Consider the following 15257-nt stretch of genomic DNA (forward strand, 5'->3'; position numbering starts at 1 on the left):
CGGTTGCTGCGTGGTTCGCATCGTCGACCCGGGAGTCCTTCATGCGTGCGATGCGGCATCAATCGTCCCGTTTGCGTCCCTCTGCGCGTGCGACCCTGCGATTGCCGAAGTGTTCCGCCCGATCGGCGCGCGCCGCTGCGCCGGCCCGCACCGGAGGCGCCGCATGACCCGCAACGCGCCCGACGCGCCGACTCCGCCGCCCGACGACGATGCCCCGCGCACGCTCGACGCATGCCGCCGCTGCGCGCTGTGGGAACACGCGACGCAGCCGGTGCCGGGCGCCGGGCCGCTCGATGCGACGATCATGCTGGTGGGCGAGCAGCCGGGCGACCAGGAGGACCGCGCGGGCATGCCGTTCGTCGGCGCGGCCGGCCGCATGCTGGACCGCGCGCTCGACGAAGCCGGAATCGAACGCTCGCACGTCTACCTGACGAACGCGGTCAAGCACTTCAAATGGGAACCGCGCGGCAAGCGGCGGCTGCACAAGACGCCCGCGCAGCGCGAAGTGGCCGCGTGCCGCTACTGGCTCGAGCGCGAGCTGGCAGCCGTCCAGCCGCGCGTGGTGGTCGCGCTCGGCGCGACGGCGTTGCGCGCGGTCCTGCAGGACAACGACGCGACGCTCGAGCGCACGCGCGCGCCGGTGCGCACCGACGACGGCCGGCTCGTCGTCGCCACCTATCATCCGTCGTACGTGCTGCGCACGCGCGGCGCCGATTCCCGCGAACACGCGTACCGCACGCTGGTCGACGCGTTGCGCACCGCGTCGCGCCTCGCGCGCGAGCGACGCGGCGGCGGCGCTAGCCCATCGCACGGGGACGCCGGATGAGCGGACTGGGCGAAGACGCGCGGGCGGCGGCCGAGACGCCGCCGCCCGCCGCGAAACCGTGGTATCGGCGGCTCGGCCCCGGCCTGCTCGCGGGCGCGTCGGACGCCGATCCGAGCAACGTCGCCGTCTACGCGCAGGCAGGCAGCCAGTTCGGCTTCAACATGCTGTGGATGATCGTCGTCACGCTGCCGATGATGGTCGCCGTGCAGCTCGCGGCGACGTTCGTCGGGCGACGCAATCGCGAAGGCCTGGTGGCCGGCATCCGCGAACAGTTTTCCGATCGCGTCGCGAAGACGCTGATCGTGATGGTCGTGATCGTCAACGTCGTGAACGTCGGCGCCGACCTCGCGGCGATGGGCGACGCGACGGCGCTCGTCGTCGGCGGCCGCAGCTACTGGTATGCGCCGCTCTACGGGATCGCATCGCTGGCATTGCAGGTGATGCTGTCATACGAACGCTACGCGCGCTGGCTGAAATGGATGACGCTCGGCCTGATCGCGTACGTGCTCGAACTCGGCTTCGTGCACGTCGACTGGGGCGGCGTGCTGCATGCGATCGTGCTGCCGCAGATCGCGTTCACGCATGCGTATGCGACCACCGCGGTCGCCGTGCTCGGCACGACGCTCAGCCCGTACCTGTTCGTGTGGCAGGCCGCGCTCGAAGTCGAGCAAACCACGGCCGAGCAACGGGACGGCGAACGCGACACGCGCCGCGAGACCGAGCAGCGCGTCACGGTCGATACGTGGACCGGCATGATCGTCACCAACGCGGTGTCGTTCTGCATCATGGTGATCGGCGCGGCCGTCTTCTTCGCGCACGGCCGGCACGACATCGGCAGCACCGCGCAGGCCGCCGAGGCGCTGCGGCCGATCGCCGGCGAAGCCGCGTTCCTGGTGTTCGCGTTCGGCATCGTCGGCTGCGGGCTGCTCGCGATTCCCGCGTTCGCGGGCAGCGCCGCCTACGGTTGCGCGGAAGCCTGGCGGTTCCGCGAAGGGCTGAACGAGCCCGTGCGGCGCGCGCCCGCGTTCTACACGGTGCTGGCGCTGTGCGTGATCGTCGGCATCGCGATCTGCTTCAGCCCGATCGACCCGATCCGGGCGTTGTACTGGAGCGCCGTGCTCAACGGCGTCGCGGCGGTGCCGATGCTCGTGCTCGTGATGCTGCTGTCGGGCAAGCGCGATGCGGCCGGCCAGCCCGGAAGCGGCCCGGTATCGAAACTGTTCGGCTGGGTGGCGGTCGCGCTGATGGCGGCGTCGGTGGTGACGATGCTCGTCGACGTGCTGACGTGAAGGATCGAGCCGGGCGGCGAAACCGGTTGTTCACGCAACCTTCATGGAAGACGGGCAGACGGGCGCCGCGCCACGCGCGACGCCGCCCGCCCGGGCGTTACATCATCTTGCCGCGCGAGCGCTCGGCACGTGCCGCATCGGCGGCGGATTCCACCTTCTTCACTTCCTCCGGCGGCGGCAGCACCGCCTTGAAACCCATCGACTCGATCCACATCTCGCGCGCCCAGCCACGCGTGTGATACAGGTGATGATCCTCGTCGGCCTCCACCTCGTCGTGCGCGGCCTTCAGCGCCTTCGCGGCGTCACTGTCGGGCAACTGGTCGGCCGCGTAGCCGATCAGCTCCCAGTTCAGGTGATCCTTGGTTTCGGCCAGCACCACGCACTCGGCTGCCACCACCTGCGCGACGGCCGGGTCGGCCTGCTTCTTCGCCTGCTCGATCACCTGCACCAGCGACTTTCCGGTGGCGGCCACCGCGGCGCGTCCCGGCGATTGCGCATCGGGATCGAGGCCGAGCGTTTCGAATACCTTGCGCAGCACCTCCTGGTGATGCAGCGTCTCGCGGTGGTACTTCTCCCATTCCTTGTGCAGATCCTCGTCGGTCGCGCACTGGAGCGCGGCCTCGTAGATCTGCGCACCGCCAAGCTCGGTCTCGTATGCCTGGCAGAGCAGTTCGAGGATGCCTTCGTGCTTCGATTGCCGTTGGGCCATGACTGCTTCTCCGAAAAAGCGGGCCGCCCGTGCGGCCCGAGGGTGGAACCGGGCGCGCGTTATTGCGCGCCCACCTTGCGTGCAACCGTCTCTGCCATGCTCAGGTGATGCTTGAGCGTCGGCAGCGTGGACTTGGCGAACGCGCGCAGTTGCGCGTCCTGACCGTCGCGCGCTTCGTCTTCGAACAACGCGACCGCCTTCTTGTGTGCATCGGGGCCGGCCGCCGCCAGATACGCGGTGTCGAAATCGCGCCCGCTCTTGCCGCGCAGCGCCTCCACGTCGGGATCCGAGATCTGATCGACCTGCGGCTTCATGCCCTTGCGCGCGGCGAGTGCCTCGAGCTTCGCGTTCGCCTTGCCGTGATCCGCGACCATCCGTTTCGCGAACGCGCGCACGTCCGCCGACTGCGCCTGCTTCAGCGCGAGCTGGCTGGCCTGCACTTCCGCCTTGCCGGCCATCGCGGCCTTGTCGACGAACTCCGCGTCCGCGCCCTTCGGCGCTTTCGCGATGCCGGGATCGCCCGCGGCGCCCGCGCCCGACGACGGATTGATCACGCCGCCCGGCACATGCGAATTCGACGCGGGCGGCTCGCTCGGCATCTGCGCGCGGGCGAGGCCCGACACGGCGAGCACGCCGGCGGCGAGCGCGGCGATCGTCCAGTTGGGTTGTCTCATCTGCTTTCTCCTTGGCATTGCGTGAGTGCGGCCGTCAGCCGCCGACGATCGAGCCGCCGTTCGGATGCAGCGTCTGCCCGGTCATGTAGCTCGCGCCGTCCGACGCGAGCAGCACATAGCAGTCGATCAGTTCGTCCGGCTGCCCCGGCCGCTTGAGCGGCACATTCGAGCCGAATTTCGCGACCTGTTCGGGTGTGAACGTCGACGGAATCAGCGGCGTCCAGATCGGTCCCGGCGCGACCGCGTTCACGCGGATGTCGCGTTCGGCCAGCTCGATCGACAGCGATCGCGTGAACGCGACGATCGCGCCCTTGGTCGCCGAGTAGTCGGGGAGTTTCGGGCTGCCGTGATAGGCGGTGACCGACGCCGTGTTGACGATGCGCCCGCCCGGCTTCAGGTGCGGCAGCGCGGCCTGCGTGCAGAAGAACATCCCGTACACGTTCGTGCGGAACGTGCGTTCGAGCTGTTCCTCGGACACGTCCTCGATCCCCGGCTGCGGATGCTGCTCGCCCGCGTTGTTCACGAGCACGTCGAGACGGCCGAGCCGTTCGACCGTGCGCGCCACCGCATCGCGCGCCTGCCGGCGATCGCCGACGTCGCATGCGATCGCCTCGCAGCGCCGGCCGGCTTGCTCGATCAGTTGCTTCGTATGGGCGGCGTCGTCGGATTCCTTCAGGTAGACGATCGCGACGTCCGCGCCTTCCTTCGCGAAGCCGATCGCCACCGCGCGGCCGATCCCGCTGTCGCCGCCCGTCACCAGCGCGACCTTGCCGGCGAGCTTGCCGCTGCCGATGTAGTCGGCCGCTTCGTCGCGCGGCTTCGGATGCATCTCGCGCTCGGTGCCCGGCCGATGCGACTGTTTCTGCGGCGGCGGGGTCTGTTCGTGGGTCATGGGTTCCTCCTTGAACGAATGCCGCCGATGCCGCGCAAGCGGCGTGCCGCGTGCGCCGCACGCCGGCCTGCGCGCGGCGAGCGTGTTTCGACGGTTGGCGTTGCAAGCGTCTGGAAAAAGGACGTATTCAGCGCGGGCCGCCGGACGCGGCTTCGTCGGGCCGGCGCACCGGATCGAAATCGCGCCATTCGCCGTCCTGCCAGTCGCCTTCGACGCGCTCGATCGACTTCGCGCCGGTCGCGCGCAGCACGTCTTCCGCGGTCGTCGCGGTGTCGGGCGTCACGCGCGCGGCGAGGATCACGCCGGTTTCGCTCTGCGCGAGCGTGCCCTTGCCTTCGGCCTGCTCGCCGCGCATCCGGCCGAGCGCGCCGCCGAATGCGCCGAGATACGCGCCGGCCAGCGCGCCCGCGGCCGGCACGAACCAGTAGCGCACGCCGAGCGCATACACGATCAATCCGACGACGACGCCGATCAGCAAGCCGCGAATCGCGCCGACCATCGCGCCGCGGCCGCCCGGTTTCGCCGCCGTATCGGCATACACGTCGCCGCCGATCGGGAAGCGCGCGTGCTGGCCGCCGGGGTTCAGGAAGAAGATCGACACGTCGTCGCGCCCGAACGCGCGCTCGTAAAGGTGACGCGCCCCACCTTCCGCTTCATCGAACGTCGTGAAACGGCCTGCGACGATCATCGCCATGGTCGTGCTCCTCGTGATGGGTGCGCCGCGCGCTCGCGCACGCGGCGCGACGGGGCGGCGCCTACATCAGCCGCCCGAGTTCCTTCGATACCGACGCCGGCGTGTCGTACTCGCGCTCGGGAATCTTGCGCAGCATGTCGAGCACCTCGCGATCGGCATGCGCGCGTTCCGCGCACTGCACGACGTCCGACTTGCTGGCCGGGTAGTCCATCCCCTTCAGCGCCTTCTGCACGTCGACCGGGCTCGGCGGTTTGCCGTGCCCCGTCTGGTGCCCGCCCTTGTCGTGGTCCTGCTGCGTGCGCTCGCCTTCGTGCGCGCGCGAGTGGCTGTATTCGTGGCCCGTATGTTGTCGGGATGTCATGAAAGCCTCCTTGGAAAATCGATGAAATCACGCGGACGACCGGCGCGAGCGCGCGTACGCGGCAAACGCCAGCGCCGCCGCGCCCAGCGCGACCGCGCCGGCGACCTTCGGCCGCTGCACCACCGTGTTGTACGCACAGCTGCGCAGCACCGGCCCTTCCATGCCCTCGCGCTCGTGCAGCGCGTGGCGCGAGTCGTACAGCGCGTTGTCGTCGCGCGGCCGCGCGGGGCGCACCGTGCGCTGGCCGCGCGAGAACAGCGTGGCCGCGACGCGATCGAACAGGCGCGGCGCGTGATACGCGCTCGCCGACGTGAACTTCGCGGCGCCGCCGACGAACAGCGTGCGGCGCGCGTGCGCGGCCGCGAACAGGATCGCGTCGGCCACCAGGTCGGGGTCGTAGATCGGCGGCGGCAGCTTCGCCTCGACGTTCATGTAGTTCTTCGCGTGCATCACGAACATCGTGTCGATCGCGGCGGGCTTGATCAGCGTGACGGACACCGGCAGGTGATCCGCTTCCATCTCGAGCCGCAGCGAATCGGTGAAGCCTTTCACCGCGTGCTTCGACGCGACGTATGCGCTTTGCAGCGGCACGGGCGCGTCGGACGCCTCGCTGCCCATGTTGATGATCGCGCCGCCATGGAAATCGCTCTTGCGCCGGAAATGGTCGGCCGCGACGAGCGAGCCGTGCACGACGCCCCAGTAGTTGGTGTCGAACAGCCGGCGCTGATCCTCGAGCGGCACCGCGGCCGCCGTGCCGAAGATCGACACGCCCGCGTTGTTGACCCAGGTGTCGAAGCCGCCGTACGTGTCGGCCGCCGCCGCGGCCGCGCGCTGCAGATCCTCGATATTGCCGACGTCGCCGGCGACCGGCACCGCGAGGCCGCCGTGCTGGCGGATTTCCTCGCACAGCGTGTTCAGCGCTTCCTCGTTGCGCGCGAACAGCACGAGCTTCGCGCCGCGCCGTGCCGCCTTGCGCGCGGTGACGAGACCGATGCCGCTGGTCGCGCCGGTGATGACGATCGTCTGTTCGCCGACGGGTTTGAGCATGCAGTTCATCGCTGGACTCCTTTGCGGCCGCGCGGTTATTTGGGCCGGATGGTCAACTGGTCGCGCACGGACTGCACGCCGTCCACCTGCTTCACGACGCCGACGGCCTGCGTGCGCTGCTGCTCGTCGGGCACGCTGCCGGTCAGCGTCACGGTGCCGTGCCGCGTCTTCACGTGGATGTCGCCGGCCGACAGGCCGCTCGTGCCGACGAGTTCCGCTTTCGCCTTGGTCGTGATCGTTGCGTCGCGGATCTTCGTGCCGGTGCTCGAATGCGACGACGACGACGTCGACGACGATGCGGCGCCGTCGTCGCCGGCGGCGACCGCGTTCGGCGCGACGACCATGCACGCGGTGGCCGCGGCGATCGCGACCGCCATGCCGGTGCGCACCGCACGCTGGCGGCGGATGCGCGGGGAGCGGGCTTGCAGCTGGAATACCTTCATCGTGACCTCCTTTTCATCGGGCCGGGTGAGCCGGCAGGTGAACAGAGGTCGCGCAAATCGCGTGCCGCGGCGCGCGCGCCGCATGCCGGCGGGAAACCGCGATCAGACGCCCTTTCATCCAACGCGTTGTAATTTTTTCGGCACAGCGGGAAGCGGTTTTCCCCGCAATCCGGCGGGCATGCCGATTGCCGATCCACCGATGACGGCGGCCCGTGAGCGCGGCCCCGATATCGGGAGCAAGACCATGCAAAGAATCGCGTTGATCAGTGAACATGCATCGCCGCTGGGCGTGATCGGCGGCGTCGATGCCGGCGGTCAGAACATCTATGTCGCGAACGTCGCGAAGCAGCTCGCGGAGCGCGGCCTCGACGTCGACGTCTACACGCGCTGCGACAATCCGCATTTGCCGGAAGTCGTGCCGATCGGCCCGCACATGCGCGTGATCCACGTGCCGGCCGGGCCGCCGACCGACGTGCCCAAGGAGCGGCTGTTGCCGTACATGGGCGCATTCGCGCACTACATGATCGCGCGCATGCGGCGCGAGCCCGACCCGGTCGACGTGATGCACGCGAACTTCTTCATGTCGGGCGACGCGGCGCTGCGCGTGAAAAAAGCGCTCGGCATCCCGCTCGTCACGACGTTCCATGCGCTCGGCCGCGTGCGGCGGCTGCATCAGGGCACGGCCGACGGCTTCCCCGATGCGCGCTTCGCGATCGAGGACACGCTCGCCCGCCGCTCGGACCGCCTGATCGCCGAATGCCCTCAGGATGCGCTCGATCTGACGACGCACTATCGCGCCGACACCGCGCGCATCGAGATCGTGCCGTGCGGCTTCGACGAGCGGGAATTCCGGCCGGTGCCGCGCGTCGATGCGCGCGCGCGGCTGGGCTGGCCGCAGGACGCGTTCGTCGTGCTGCAACTGGGCCGCCTGGTGCCGCGCAAGGGCATCGATACCGTGATCGATGCGCTCGCGCGCATGCCGCGCGATCCGCAGCGGCCGACGCACCTGTACGTCGTCGGCGGCAGCCAGGCGACGCCCGACCCCGCGCGCGACCCGGAACTCGCGCGGCTCGCCGCATTCGCGCACGAACTCGGGATCGCGAACCGCGTGACCTTCGTCGGCCGGCGCGATCGCGACGCGCTGCACCTGTACTACAGCGCGGCCGACGTGTTCGTGACGACGCCGTGGTACGAGCCGTTCGGCATCACGCCGGTCGAGGCGATGGCGTGCGCGGCGGCGGTGATCGGCAGCGACGTCGGCGGCATCCGCACGACGGTCGACGACGGCGCCACCGGCTACCTCGTGCCGCCGCGCGACCCGGCCGCGCTGGCCGCGCGCCTCGTGCAACTGCGCGCGAAGCCCGAGCTGTGCGCGGCGCTCGGCCGCGCCGGCTACCTGCGCGCGCATCGCTTCTACACCTGGCAAGGCGTAGCCGACCGGCTCGTCGACATCTACCGCGACGTCGCCCACGCGCAGCGCGCCGGCACGTCGGCCGGCACCGGCCGGCGCACGCCCGTCGGCACCGCGACGGCCATGCTCGCACACCGCAAGGAGAACACGTAATGAAGGGCTACGATCGAAAACGCGTCCTCGTCACCGGCGGCGCCGGCTTCCTGGGTTCGCATCTGTGCGAACGGCTCGTGACGGCCGGCCACGACGTGCTGTGCGTCGACAATTTCTACACGGGCACGAAGGACAACATCGCGCACCTGCTCGATGCGCCGAACTTCGAGCTGATGCGCCACGACGTGACGTTTCCGCTCTACGTCGAAGTCGACGAGATCTACAACCTCGCGTGCCCGGCGTCGCCCATTCACTATCAGCGCGACCCCGTGCAGACGACGAAGACCAGCGTGCACGGCGCGATCAACCTGCTCGGCCTCGCGAAACGCGTGAAGGCGCGCATCCTGCAGGCATCGACGAGCGAGGTGTACGGCGACCCCGACGTCCATCCGCAGGACGAGCACTATTGCGGCCGCGTCAATCCGACCGGCATCCGCGCGTGCTACGACGAAGGCAAGCGCTGCGCGGAAACGCTGTTCGCGGACTATCACCGCCAGTACGGCGTCGACGTGCGGATCGCGCGAATCTTCAATACCTACGGCCCGCGCATGCACCCGGCCGACGGGCGCGTGGTGTCGAACTTCGTCACGCAGGCGCTCGCGGAACAGCCGTTGACCGTCTACGGCGACGGCAAGCAGACGCGCTCGTTCTGCTACGTGGACGACATGGTCGATGCGTTGATCCGGCTGATGGACGAACCGGGCGATGCGAGCGAGCCGGTCAATCTCGGTAGCGACGTCGAGATCGCGATGATCGACGTCGCGCGGGAGGTCGTGCGCATCGTCGGCGCGACCGTACCAATCGAATTCCGGCCGCTGCCGTCCGACGATCCGCGCCAGCGGCGGCCGAATCTGGCCGCCGCGCAGAAGCGGCTCGGCTGGCGCGCGACGACGACGTTCGCGAACGGGCTCGCGCACACCGCGCGATACTTCATTCAACGCCAGGTCACGCATCACACGCCCGGCGACCTCGTGCGCAGCACGCGCATCGCGTCGCATCTGCTCGCGCAGGTCCATACGCAGAACCGGCCGGCGCCCACCACCTGACGCGGCCGGTGCGCAAAGCGCGTCAGCCGTCGCGCTTCGTCACGTGCACGATCTTGTGCGCCAGTTCGCGCACGTCGACCGGCTTGCACAGGTAGCCGTCGAAACCGGCCTCCAGCGCGCGGCGTTCGTCGGCGAGGCCGGCGTGCGCGGTGACGGCCAGCACGCGCACGTCGGGCGGGCCGCTGTCGCCGTTCATCGTGCCGCGCCGCAACGCGTCCAGCAGCCAGAAGCCGTCGCCGTCGGGCATCGCGAGATCGGACAGCACGACCGTCGGCCGCATGTCGGCGGCCATCGCGAGCGCCTCGCGCCCCGACGACGCGATCGCGACGGCCGCGCCGAACGTGGTCAGCGCGGCCGTGAGGCTGGCGCGCGTGGTCGGATCGTCGTCGACGATCAGGATGCGCTGCGTATCGAGCACGAGCGCGTCGCGACGGCTGCCCGCCTGCACGATTCCCCACGCTATCGCGCCGCCCGGCTGCCACCCGGACGGCAGCGTCACCGTGAACGTCGTGCCGCGATCGCGGCCCGCGCTCGCGACGGTCACCCGGCCGCCGTGCAGTTGCGCGATATGCCGCACGATCGACAGGCCGAGACCGAGCCCCCGCCGCGGCGACGCGGGCGAATCGTCCGCACGGCGGAACATGTCGAACACGTACGGGACGAACTCCGGTGCGACGCCCTGTCCCGTATCGGCGACGGTCAGCACCGCATGCGCGTCGTCGCGCGCGAGCCCGACCCTCACGCTGCCGCCGGCCGGCGTGAATTTCAGCGCATTCGAAATGAGGTTCGACAGCATCTGCCGCAACCGCTCGGCGTCGCCCGACACGATGCACGCGGACGCGTCGCAGTCGAATTCGAGCATGATGCCGGCCGACGATGCGGCGGTCTGGAACGTGCCGACCTGGTCGGAGAACAGCCGGACGATGTCGACCGGCGTCGTGTCGAGCCGCAGCTTGCCGGTCGCGAGCGACGACGCATCGAGGATGTCGCCGACCATCCGCGTGAGCGAGCGCGCGCTGCGGTCGATCGCATCGATCGCCTGATGCTGCAGCGCGTGGTCGCCGGTATTGCGCAGCACCTCGATCCACCCGTAGATCACGTTCAGCGGCGTGCGCAATTCGTGCGACACCGTGGCCAGCAGCTCGTCCTTCAGCCGGTTCGACGTGTCGGCCTGCTCGCGCGCATGGCGCGCGCCCTGCAACGAGCGCCGCGCCCCGAGGTCGTGCCGACGCTGCGCGCCGGTTTCGCGCAGCGTCAGCGACAGCGCGACGCAGGCCCGCGCGTCGCCCTGCACCGGGCACGCCGATACCGTCGCCCGAAACCGCCGGCCGTCGCGCCGCACGCACAGCAGTTCGAGCGGCCCGACCGGCTCGCGCATCGCGTCGAACGATTGGGCGAGCGGATGGCGCCGCAACCAGCGCGGCGCGATCAGCGTGTCGAACCGGCGGCCGCGCGCATCGACCTCGTCGTATCCGAAGATCCGCTGCGCGGTCGGATTCCAGCTCGCGATGCGGCCGTCGGCGTCGATCCCGACGATCGCGTCCGGCGATGCATCGACGACCGCATGCTGCAGCCGCGACGCGTCGACGCGCGCACGGTCCGCGCCGGCATCGCGCAGCAACAGCACCGCGCCGTCGAGATTGCCGTCCGCATCGCCAAGCGGCGACGCGACCGCGACGATCGGCACCGGATCGCCGTTGCCGGCCTGCAGCCAGTGCCGGTCGGACGTCGCCTCGGCGCCGCCGAGCGCGCGATCGAGCGGCGTGGTCGGCACGCGGCGGCCTTCGTGGTCGACGATCCGCAGCACGTCGCGCACCGGCCGCCCCATCGCATCGTCCGGCCGGCAGCCGACGAGTTCGGCCGCGGCCGCGTTGAGATAGGTGAGCCGGCCTTTCGTGTCGGTCGCGATCACGCCGTGCGGCAGCGCGCCCAGCACGGCTTCGAGCTGCCGACGCGCGGCCGCCTCGCGCCGGCCGGCGCGATCGTTCGTGACGCGCGTGTGATGCAGCATCGACGCGATCGCGCACACCAGCGCGCCGATCAGCATGAACGTGCCGAGCTGCACGAGCCGCTCGGGCAGCGGCGCCGTATAAGCGGCCGGGTCGGACAGGAACAGCGTCCACACGAGCAGCCCGCTGACCACGGTCGACACGATGCCGAACAGGAACGATGTCACCCACGCGGCGCCGGCGAGCAGCGGGTAATACAGCACGAACGGCAAATTCACGCCGCCGAACCGGATCGCGAGCGTCTGCAGCACGGTCGCGATCGCGACCAGCATCACGGCCGTTGCGTAATTTCCGGCCTGCGGCCGTGCAATTTCGGTCATTGAACACGCTCCTGCGGGAACAGTCGACAGCGGGCGCCGTGGGCGCCGCCGGCGGGCACGGCGCATGCTGGCCGATCGGCATCGGCGGCCCGGCCGCTCACGATGGAGATCCTCACGCCATGCCCGACCCGACACGCTGGCTCGTCGTCTCGCCGCATCTCGACGATGCCGTCTTCAGTTGCGGACAACTGCTCGCGCAGGCGCCCGGCTCGATCGTCGTCACCGTATTCGCGGGAATCCCGCCGCGCGGCACGCCCGCGCCGCCGTGGGATCGCCGCGCAGGGTTTCGCGACGCCGACGAAGCGGTGCGCGCGCGCCGCGACGAAGACCGCCGCGCGCTCGCGCTGCTCGACGCTCGCCCCGTGTGGCTCGACTTCCTCGACGATCAGTACGGCATGCCGACCACGGCGACCGCGATCGCGGCACGCGTGGCCGCGACGATCGATGCGCACCCGGGCTTCGGCGTGCTCGCGCCGGCCGGCCTGTTCCACCGCGATCACCTGCAGGTGCAGGAGGCCATGCTGTCGCTGCTGCGCGAAGCCGATCCGGCGCGCGTCTGGCGCTTCTACGAGGACGTGCCGTATCGCCGCATCGACGGGCTGATGGCCAGGCGCCTGATCGGCTGGCGCGAGCGCGGCTGGATCGCGCACCCGGTCGCGCCGCCCGCCGGCCGCGATGCGACGGGCGCCGCCGCGAAAGCCGCCGCCGTCGATGCCTATGCGAGCCAGGTAACGCTGTTCGAACCTCATATGCGCGCCGCTCTCCACGAACCCGAAACGATCTGGCGGCTCGAATGCGACGTCACGTCCGCGTAACGCCCGCGCGCGTCGCGCTGCCGCCGGGCGAGCCGCGCATGACCGCCGTCGTGCTGACCTGCCGGCGCGCCGCCGAACTCGCGCGCACGCTCGAACATCTTTCCGCGCTGCCCGACCGGCCGGCGATCGTCGTCGTCGACAACGCGGCGGACGCCGAGACGGTCGCGCTGATCCGCGAGCGCTTCGCGCACGTCGCGCTCGTGCATGCGCCGGGCAATCTCGGCGCGGCCGGCCGCAATCTCGGCGTCGCCGTGGCGCGCACGCGCCACGTCGCGTTCTGCGACGACGACACGTGGTGGGCGCCCGGCTCGATCGCCGAAGCCGCGAACCTGCTCGACGCGTATCCGCACGTCGCGGCCGTCACCGCACGCGTGCTCGTCGGCCCCGACCGGCGCGAGGACCCGACCTGCCGGCTGATGGCCGACAGCCCGCTGGACGCGCCCGTCGCGCTGCCGGGCCGCCCGATCCTCGGGCTGCTGGCCGGCGCGACCGCGTTCCGGCGCGACGCGTTCGTGCGCGCGGGCGGCTACCATCCGCGCTACTTTCTCGGCGGCGAGGAAGCGCTGCTCGCGCTCGATCTGTCGCGCGCCGGCCACTGGCTCGTGTATGCGCCGCACCTGACGGTCCATCACTACCCGTCGGCGCAGCGCGACCGGCCCACGCGCGCGCGCACCGCCGCCCGCAACGCGGTATGGACGGCGTGGCTCAGATGGCCGGCCGCGGCCGCGTGGCTGCACACGGTGCGCATGTTGCCGCTGCTGCGCCGCGAACGGGCGATCGTGCGCACGTTCGCCGGCCTGCCGTGGATCCTGCGCGAACGACGCGCGATTCCGCCGCACGTCGAATGCATGCGGCGGCGGCTCGAGCGCGACGCGCCCCGCGAGGCCGAAACGGGACCATGAACGGGAACACGGGCGCGATCGGGGCCGCATCAGGAATCCGGTTTCTCCGTTTCGTCTTCCAGCTGCGCGAGCCGGTTGTAGATCGTCTTCAGGCTGACGTCGAGCACCTCCGCCGCCTGCGCCTTCACGCCGCCGCATTGCGCGATCGTGCCGAGGATCAGCTTGCGGTCGACCTCCTCGAGCGGCGTGCCGAACGGCACCGTCACGCGATCTTCATGCGAATCGACCATGCTCGACAACTCGTCCATGATCGGCGGAGGCAACGTCTCGATCACGTCGGCATCGGTGAAGATGCTCGCGCGCTGCACGAAGTTGCGCAGCTCGCGCACGTTGCCGGGCCATTCGTAGCCCTTCAGCGCTTCGCGGGCAGCGGGCGCGAAACGCAGGTTGCGGCCGCTCTCCTCGTTGTAGCGCTGCAGGAACGCATCGGCGAGCATCGGGATGTCGTCGCCGCGCTCGCGCAGCGCCGGCAGCGGAATCGGGAACACATTGATCCGGTGGAACAGGTCGGGCCGCAGCTTGCCTTCCGCCATCGCCGCTTCCGGATCGCGGTTCGTCGCGGCGACGATGCGTACGTCGACGTCGATCTCGCGCGTCGAGCCGAGCCGCGTGACGCGCCCGGTCTCCAGCACGCGCAGCAGCTTGACCTGCGATTCGACCGGCATCTCGGTGATTTCGTCGAGAAACAGCGTGCCGCCGTCCGCCCGTTCGAAGAAGCCCTTGTGCTGGCGTTCCGCGCCGGTGAAGCTGCCGCGATCGTGGCCGAACATCTCGCTCTCGACGAGATTCGCGGCGATCGCGCCGCAGTTCACCGCGAGGAACGGGCCGCGGCGGCGCAGGCTGAGGTCGTGCACGGTCTGCGCGGCGAGTTCCTTGCCGGTGCCCGATTCGCCGGTGAGCAGCACCGACGCTTCGGTGCGCGCGACCCGGCCGATCGCATCGTAGACGGCCTGCATCGCGGGCGAGCTGCCGAGCATGCGGCCGAACCGGCCGAGCCGCTGCAGCTCCGAGCGCAGCTCCGCGATTTCCTCGTGCAGCGCGGTCGTGCGCGGCACGCGCGCGAAGATGCTGTTCAGCCGCTGCATGTTGAGCGGCTTCACCAGATAGTCGGTCGCGCCGCGCCGCAACGCGTCGATCGCGGTTTCGAGGCTCGCGTGGCCGGTGGTCAACACCATTTCGCAATGCCCGCGCTTGGGCAAGGCGTCGAACAGATCCATCCCGTTGCCGTCGGGCAGCACGAGGTCGCACAGCACGAGATCGGGGGTATGCGTCGAGACGAGCGTGCGCGCTTCTTCAAGCGTCGCGGCCGTATCGCACGAAAGCTGCTGCGTGCGCGCGAGCGTGGCCAGCATCGCTCGCGTATCGGCATCGTCTTCGACGATCAGGACGTAAGGCATCGAGGCTCCTTTTAATGCGGCCCGGCGCATGCGTGGGCCGGCACCGCGACACGTGCAGCGTCATGCACGCATCGGGCACACGACGCATCTTCAACGCTGCACACGATCGGGCAGACAAGCGGTCCTGCACTGAAAACGAGTGCTTAGCAGTATAGAAGAACGGTGTCGTGCATTCGTCGTTCATCGAATAAATCTATCTATCGACGCCAGCCGCATTGCCAGATTCAATGTCGACGAATCGGTATAAAAGGTATCCTGCATACGTGAAT

At 70.0% G+C, this 15257-nt stretch carries 15 protein-coding genes; 6 read left to right on the top strand and 9 right to left on the bottom strand.

Annotation, left to right across the window (positions count from 1 at the left end; genetic code table 11):
- Window positions 1-163: 163 nt before the first annotated feature.
- Together WS96_RS22165 and WS96_RS22170 are read left to right on the top strand one after the other, a co-directional pair.
- On the top strand, window positions 164-826 hold the full coding sequence (locus tag WS96_RS22165) for a UdgX family uracil-DNA binding protein (protein WP_059835598.1): 663 nt from the start codon (window positions 164-166) through the stop codon (window positions 824-826).
- Complete coding sequence (locus tag WS96_RS22170) at window positions 823-2115, top strand: NRAMP family divalent metal transporter (protein WP_059835404.1); 1293 nt, start codon at window positions 823-825, stop codon at window positions 2113-2115. The genes WS96_RS22165 and WS96_RS22170 overlap by 4 nt, the downstream gene beginning before the upstream one ends.
- A gap of 97 nt (window positions 2116-2212) precedes the next feature.
- On the opposite strand, the gene WS96_RS22175 is transcribed toward WS96_RS22170, so the two are convergent.
- From WS96_RS22175 to WS96_RS22205, 7 genes are all read right to left on the bottom strand, one after another.
- Window positions 2213-2824 carry a hypothetical protein gene (locus tag WS96_RS22175; RefSeq protein WP_034209258.1) on the bottom strand — a complete coding sequence of 204 codons (612 nt, stop codon included), beginning with the start codon at window positions 2822-2824 and terminating at the stop codon, window positions 2213-2215.
- 59 nt (window positions 2825-2883) lie between these two features.
- A complete protein-coding gene (locus WS96_RS22180) occupies window positions 2884-3498 on the bottom strand; it encodes a DUF4142 domain-containing protein (protein ID WP_059835406.1) in 615 nt (204 codons plus the stop codon).
- 34 nt (window positions 3499-3532) lie between these two features.
- Entirely contained in the window at window positions 3533-4390 is an 858-nt protein-coding gene (locus WS96_RS22185; protein WP_059835408.1) for an SDR family oxidoreductase, read from the bottom strand.
- A 127-nt stretch (window positions 4391-4517) separates the two neighbouring features.
- Window positions 4518-5084 (bottom strand): hypothetical protein, encoded by a 567-nt coding sequence (locus WS96_RS22190; RefSeq protein ID WP_034209261.1) that lies wholly within the window; start codon window positions 5082-5084, stop codon window positions 4518-4520.
- Between the two features lie 61 nt (window positions 5085-5145).
- Window positions 5146-5445 carry a DUF2795 domain-containing protein gene (locus tag WS96_RS22195; protein ID WP_034209262.1) on the bottom strand — a complete coding sequence of 100 codons (300 nt, stop codon included), beginning with the start codon at window positions 5443-5445 and terminating at the stop codon, window positions 5146-5148.
- A 27-nt stretch (window positions 5446-5472) separates the two neighbouring features.
- Window positions 5473-6501, bottom strand: a complete 1029-nt coding sequence (locus tag WS96_RS22200; RefSeq protein ID WP_059835411.1) for an SDR family oxidoreductase — start codon at window positions 6499-6501, stop codon at window positions 5473-5475.
- A 26-nt stretch (window positions 6502-6527) separates the two neighbouring features.
- Window positions 6528-6935, bottom strand: coding sequence for a BON domain-containing protein (locus WS96_RS22205; protein WP_059780013.1), 408 nt, complete (start codon window positions 6933-6935; stop codon window positions 6528-6530).
- Between the two features lie 244 nt (window positions 6936-7179).
- On the opposite strand from WS96_RS22205, the gene WS96_RS22210 reads away from it, so the two are divergent.
- Complete coding sequence (locus WS96_RS22210) at window positions 7180-8499, top strand: glycosyltransferase family 4 protein (RefSeq protein WP_059835599.1); 1320 nt, start codon at window positions 7180-7182, stop codon at window positions 8497-8499.
- Entirely contained in the window at window positions 8499-9545 is a 1047-nt protein-coding gene (locus WS96_RS22215; RefSeq protein ID WP_059835413.1) for a UDP-glucuronic acid decarboxylase family protein, read from the top strand. The genes WS96_RS22210 and WS96_RS22215 overlap by 1 nt, the downstream gene beginning before the upstream one ends.
- A gap of 22 nt (window positions 9546-9567) precedes the next feature.
- Here WS96_RS22215 and WS96_RS22220 read toward each other — a convergent pair whose 3' ends face one another.
- The gene (locus WS96_RS22220) at window positions 9568-11874 is read right to left on the bottom strand and encodes a hybrid sensor histidine kinase/response regulator (RefSeq protein ID WP_059835415.1); all 2307 of its coding nucleotides are present in this window, start codon (window positions 11872-11874) and stop codon (window positions 9568-9570) included.
- 119 nt (window positions 11875-11993) lie between these two features.
- Between WS96_RS22220 and WS96_RS22225 the strand changes: the two genes are divergently transcribed.
- The gene (locus WS96_RS22225; RefSeq protein ID WP_059835601.1) at window positions 11994-12689 is read left to right on the top strand and encodes a PIG-L family deacetylase; all 696 of its coding nucleotides are present in this window, start codon (window positions 11994-11996) and stop codon (window positions 12687-12689) included.
- The gene (locus WS96_RS22230) at window positions 12668-13591 is read left to right on the top strand and encodes a glycosyltransferase family 2 protein (protein ID WP_059835417.1); all 924 of its coding nucleotides are present in this window, start codon (window positions 12668-12670) and stop codon (window positions 13589-13591) included. Before WS96_RS22225 ends, WS96_RS22230 begins: the two co-directional genes overlap by 22 nt.
- A gap of 29 nt (window positions 13592-13620) precedes the next feature.
- Here WS96_RS22230 and WS96_RS22235 read toward each other — a convergent pair whose 3' ends face one another.
- Window positions 13621-14988 (bottom strand): sigma-54-dependent transcriptional regulator, encoded by a 1368-nt coding sequence (locus WS96_RS22235; RefSeq protein ID WP_059835418.1) that lies wholly within the window; start codon window positions 14986-14988, stop codon window positions 13621-13623.
- Window positions 14989-15257 lie beyond the last annotated feature (269 nt).

The sequence above is a fragment of the Burkholderia sp. MSMB1835 genome, from assembly GCF_001526365.1.
GTDB lineage: Bacteria > Pseudomonadota > Gammaproteobacteria > Burkholderiales > Burkholderiaceae > Burkholderia.